The organism is Emticicia sp. (genome assembly GCF_049241225.1).
Lineage (GTDB): Bacteria > Bacteroidota > Bacteroidia > Cytophagales > Spirosomataceae > Emticicia.
On the sequence record NZ_JBMLRC010000390.1, the window covers coordinates 3,617 to 9,134 of the forward strand.

General features: G+C 39.7%; 4 protein-coding genes. 3 read left to right on the top strand and 1 reads right to left on the bottom strand.

Annotated features, from left to right (window positions below; translation table 11 throughout):
* Both ACOVO2_RS20285 and ACOVO2_RS20290 read left to right on the top strand, forming a co-directional pair.
* On the top strand, nucleotides 1-1,391 hold a 1,391-nt coding region (locus ACOVO2_RS20285), incomplete at its 5' end, for an efflux RND transporter permease subunit (protein ID WP_421771729.1).
* A 94-nt stretch (nucleotides 1,392-1,485) separates the two neighbouring features.
* A complete protein-coding gene (locus ACOVO2_RS20290) occupies nucleotides 1,486-2,778 on the top strand; it encodes a TolC family protein (protein ID WP_421771730.1) in 1,293 nt (430 codons plus the stop codon).
* Between the two features lie 112 nt (nucleotides 2,779-2,890).
* On the opposite strand, the gene ACOVO2_RS20295 is transcribed toward ACOVO2_RS20290, so the two are convergent.
* Nucleotides 2,891-4,207, bottom strand: coding sequence for a Gfo/Idh/MocA family oxidoreductase (locus ACOVO2_RS20295; RefSeq protein WP_421771731.1), 1,317 nt, complete (start codon nucleotides 4,205-4,207; stop codon nucleotides 2,891-2,893).
* A 158-nt stretch (nucleotides 4,208-4,365) separates the two neighbouring features.
* On the opposite strand from ACOVO2_RS20295, the gene ACOVO2_RS20300 reads away from it, so the two are divergent.
* Nucleotides 4,366-5,517 carry a redoxin domain-containing protein gene (locus tag ACOVO2_RS20300; protein WP_421771732.1) on the top strand — a complete coding sequence of 384 codons (1,152 nt, stop codon included), beginning with the start codon at nucleotides 4,366-4,368 and terminating at the stop codon, nucleotides 5,515-5,517.
* Nucleotide 5,518: the final 1 nt, after the last annotated feature.

Genomic DNA, 5,518 nt, shown 5'->3' on the forward strand with positions numbered 1-5,518 from the left:
CTTTTGAATTTACCGATAACTATATTCAGAAACTCGGCAAAACAATTCGTGATTCGGTGCCAGAAGCTAACGTAATCGTTACGATGACAGCACCAGGTTTTGCGGGTTCGGGTGCGGCCAATACTGGTTTTACAAGATTAGTCCTTACTGAGCCACAAAACAGAAAACGTACGCAACAGCAAATTGCTGACCAAGTGGGTAAAATCACCAAAAAAATGCCCGATGCCAGAGCATTTGTGTTGCAACAAGAAACTATCTCTTTGGATAAACGAGGAGGTTTACCCGTACAATACGTTATTCAAGCACCTGATTTTGAGAAACTCCGTCAGTACGTTCCGAAGTTTATGGAAGAAGTGGCTAAAGACCCAACATTCATGGTTTCGGATTTGAACTTGAAGTTTAATAAACCAGAACTCGAAGTGAGTATCGACCGTGAAAAAGCCAAAAGTATGGGCGTTTCGGTAACGGATGTGGCTCAGTCGATGCAATTGGCTTTTGCTGGTCAGCGTTTCGGATATTTCACAATGAATGGTCGTCAGTATCAAGTTATTGGTCAATTCGACCGTGCCAACCGTGACGAACCATTGGATTTGAAAAATACTTACGTTAAAAATAATCGTGGTGAAATTATTCAACTCGATAATATCGTGAAAATTAACGAAGAAAGTAGCCCACCGCAGCTATACCACTTCAATCGCTACATGAGTGCTACGGTTTCGGCTGGTTTAGCACCAGGAAAAACGATTGGTGATGGTATCAAGGCTATGGACAAAATCAGAGATAAAATGGCTGATGATGTCATTCGTACGGCTTTGGCGGGTTCTTCGAGAGATTTCTCCGAAAGTTCGTCGAATACACTTTATATGTTCTTATTGGCATTGGTATTAGTATATTTGATTTTGGCTGCTCAGTTCGAAAGTTTCGTTGACCCATTCATAATCATGCTTACAGTACCTCTGGCGATTGCTGGAGCAGTATTCTCGTTGTGGTATTTCAACCAAACACTCAATATTTTCAGTCAAATCGGTATGATTATGCTCATCGGTTTGGTAACTAAAAACGGTATCTTGATTGTAGAATTTGCGAATCAATTACGAGAAAAAGGAATGGGTATCAGAGAAGCGGCCATCGAAGCGGCTGCCATGCGTTTCCGTCCAATCTTAATGACAAGTTTTGCGACAGTTTTAGGAGCAGCTCCTATTGCTTTTGCTCTCGGCTCAGCAGGAAAAAGCCGTATGGCGATGGGTATCGTAATCATGGGTGGTTTGTTATTCTCATTGGTTCTGACTTTATACGTAATTCCAGCGATTTATACTTTCTTATCTCGTAATAAAAATTTCGAGCGTATGAAACAAATCGAAGAAATTGCTCACGAAGCTGAAATGGCATAAAAACATCGGGCGTATCGCATACGCCTACAAGCACAAATACTCGCTGTAAGGGCGTATGCGATACGCCCTTACCTATAGATTGAAACTCTTAATCATGAAAAAATACTTTCTGTTTATATTTTTATTGCCTGCTGTTTTACAAGCCCAAGAAATATTAACACTCGAAAATGCCGTTGGAACTGCTCTTGAGAAAAGTTACGATATAAAAGTAGCTCAAATGCAACAAGAAGCATCAGAACTGCAAGTCTTTAAAGGAAATGCAGGAATGCTTCCAAGAGTAGATTTGAATGCCAACGTAGGAAGTGCATTAAACGAAGTGAAACAAAAACTTTCGAATGGTACGGAAATTAATCGTTTTGGTACCAGTATCGCACCAACTACAAACGTAGCTGTTTCGTGGGTACTCTATGATGGAAAACGAATGTACGCCACTCTCGACCGCCTGAAAGGGCAAGGACAGTTGAGCCAATTACAGTCTCGACAAATGATGGAAAACACAGTTGTGAGCGTAATGCAAGCTTATTATGAAGTAATGCGTCAGAAACAGACCGTAGCTTTTTTGCAGACAATCATCAAATATTATGAAGAACGTCTTACGATTACACAACAGCGTTGGGAGTTTGGAAAGGGTTCGAAATTAGATTATCTACAATCAAAAACTGAACTCAACACCCAAAATACGCAATTGGTGCAAGCCAAAAACTCACTTAAAAACGCCAAAGTAACACTCAACAATCTTTTACTAAGACCTGCCGACCAAGATTTTGATGTGCAAGAAGTAGTAGGAATCATGTTTGACCCTACCACCGAACAACTCAAAAGTCAAGCACGAGCGGCCAACAAAAACTTACAGGTTTTGCGTAAAACGACCGATATAAGCCTAATTACGCAAAGAGAAGTAGCGGCAGCCAAACTTCCGAGAGTTACACTTAATTCTTCGTTGGGTTTTTCATTAAACAGAACCAATGCAGGTTTATTTTTATACAATCAGAATGTGGGTTTGAATACAGGTATAGGAGCAACTTGGAATATCTTCAACGGTGAAATCATTCGTCGTCAGATTCAAACTTCAAAAATCAATACTGATATTTTGCGTAAGCAAGAAGAAAACCTTTGGGTACAATTGGAAGCCGACTTGATGCGTGCCTACAACCAATATCAAACCGATAAAGAATTATTAAAACTTGAAGAAGAAAACAACGAAGTAGCCGAAGAAAACTTGAAGATTTCGTTGGAGAAATTTAAGCTGGGTGGCTCAACAATCTTAGAATTGAACGAAGCACAACGCAGTTTGAATACTTCCTTGAATCGCCTTACAAATGCTCGTTATAATATCAAAATCTCAGAGCTACAAATCATGCGTTTGAGCGGAGAACTCGTAAAGTAAATACTAATTAAGAATTAAGAATGTAGAATTAAGAATTGCTGAAATCTGTTCATTAATCCTTAGCTTCGATTGATAAACATTCTTAATTCTTAACTCTACATTCTTAATTTAGTTACACCGCTCTCGTTTTACCTGGCATTGGAATTGGGTAATAACCATCTTTATCTGGTAAAGTCTTAGGCATGGTATCCCAAGTGTAGGTATCTGGCATCAAATTAATATTTGAGTTGAGTGCTTCTTCCCATTTCACTCTCTTACCCGAATAAGTAGCCATACGCCCCATAATGGCAGTCATCGTACTTTTCGCACCATTTTCTGCATCATTAATAGGTTTGTTGTTCACAATACAATCAAATAATACATCGTGTTCTACCTGATACGGATTACCATCTCCTTCGCCTTTGTGTCGCCAAATATTATTTCCTTTAAGGTCAAAAATCTTACCTTCAGTTGCACGGCCTTTTGTTCCAATTAAATGTTCTGATACGTCAGAAACAGTACCTGGTTGATGACGGCACGAACTCGATAAAATCATACCATCGGCATATTTAAACTCCACGTAGTGGTGATCATATATTTCTCCATACTTCTTATCTACACGCACCTGACGTCCACCCATACCATTAGCTTCCGTCGGATAACCTCCTTTAAACCAGTTAATTACGTCAATATTATGAATGTGTTGCTCATTAATGTGGTCGCCACAGAGCCATACAAAATAATACCAGTTACGCATTTGATATTCCATTTCGGTTTGGTTTGCCTGACGCTCGTTTACCCAAACACCATCATTATTCCAATAACAACGTGCTGCAACGATGTCGCCAATAGCACCTTCGTCAATTACTTTTTTGTATGTTTCAAGATATGATTTTTGATAATGGCGTTGTAAACCTACAACCACTTTCAAGTTTTTCTTTTTTGACTCTTCGGCCGCCGCCAAAACTCTACGAATACCGGGTGCATCAGTTGCTACTGGTTTTTCCATGAAAACGTGCTTTCCCTGACGAACAGCCTCTTCAAAATGTATCGGGCGGAAACCTGGAGGCGTTGTGAGAAGCACAACATCAGCCAATGCGATTGCTTGCTTGTAGCCGTCGAAACCTACAAATTTGTTTTGCTCTGGCACATCAACTCGGCTTTTCACGCCTTTTCCTGGTTCTTTTTCGGTTGTAAGATTTTTGTAACAAGAGTCGATTCGGTCTTTAAACGCATCGGCCATTGCCACAAGTTTTACATTATGCTTTACCGAAAGAGCCTGCATGGCAGCACCAGTTCCACGGCCACCACAACCAATTAATGCAATTTTTATGGTATCGTCAACCGAAGAATTAGCGAATGTTTCGATTGGTAAGGAAGCCATCGAGATACCGCCCACAGCGGCTGCCGAAGCCTTCACGAAATCACGACGAGAGAAATTTGAGTTCATTATCTGTATGATTATAGAGTTGAATAATTGAATAACAAAAATACGCTATTTCTTCAAACCATTACTATCATTTCTTAAAAAGTATCATTATTTTATTAAAATTTTATATAAATTTGACTGTAATTATAATACTATTCTTCTCTATTCAACCTTACAAAATGAAACCTTTCCTTATTCTTTTATGGCTCTGTGCGGGCATCATTGCCCATGCCCAAAGCAAATTTGTGGCTCGTCCACAAGCAATTCCTGCACAAGAAACGCCAACACTGGCAATTGGAGCAAAAGCACCCGATTTTCGACTTCCGAATTATGATGGCAAATTCTATTCACTAAAAGATTTTGCGTCTGCAAAAGTATTGGTGATAATTTTTACATGTACGCACTGCCCTACTGCACAGGCCTACGAAGACCGAATCAAGAAAATTATGGATGATTATAAAAGTAAAGGTGTGGCAGTTGTAGCTATCTCGCCCAATAGTCCAAACGGGCTGTTGCTGGAAGAATTAGGTTATACCGACCTCAACGATGATTTTGATAATATGAAAATCAGAGCGAAAGAAAAGCAATTTAATTTTCCGTACCTCTACGATGGCGATAACGAAGCTGTTTCAATAAAATACGGCCCAGTAGCTACACCTCATGCGTATGTGTTTGATAATCAACGAATTTTGAGATACAATGGTCGACTTGATGCCGTAGAAAAGCCCAGCAAAGGAGCCAATGCCGAAGATTTACGCAAAGCGATTGACGAAGTTTTGGCCGGAAAAGAAGTATCTACTCCTACCACCAAAACCTTCGGTTGCTCGATAAAATGGGCTTGGAAAACAGAATATAACGAGAAAAACGAGAAAAATTGGACATCACGCCCCGTTACGCTCGAAGAATTGGACACCGAAGGTATAAAAACACTGGTAAAAAATGCTGACTCGGATAAACTTCGCCTAATAAACGTTTGGGCAACTTGGTGCGGGCCTTGCGTGATGGAATACCCTGATTTTTTGGATATTCACCGAATGTACGGAGCAAGAGATTTTGAATTTGTATCGGTTTCGGCCGATAAATTAGAGAAAAAAGAGAAAGCCTTGAAGTTTCTGAAAGAAAAACATTCGGGCGTGAAAAACTATATTTTTAAAGACGAAGACATTTACAAACTCATCGAAGCCATCGACCCAAAATGGAATGGGGCTTTACCTTATACGCTTTTGGTTGAGCCAAACGGCAAAGTAATTTATAGCATTCAAGGAAGCATCAATAACCAAAAACTCAAAAAAATGATTGTTGACCATCCAAAAATTGGACGTTATTTTTGAT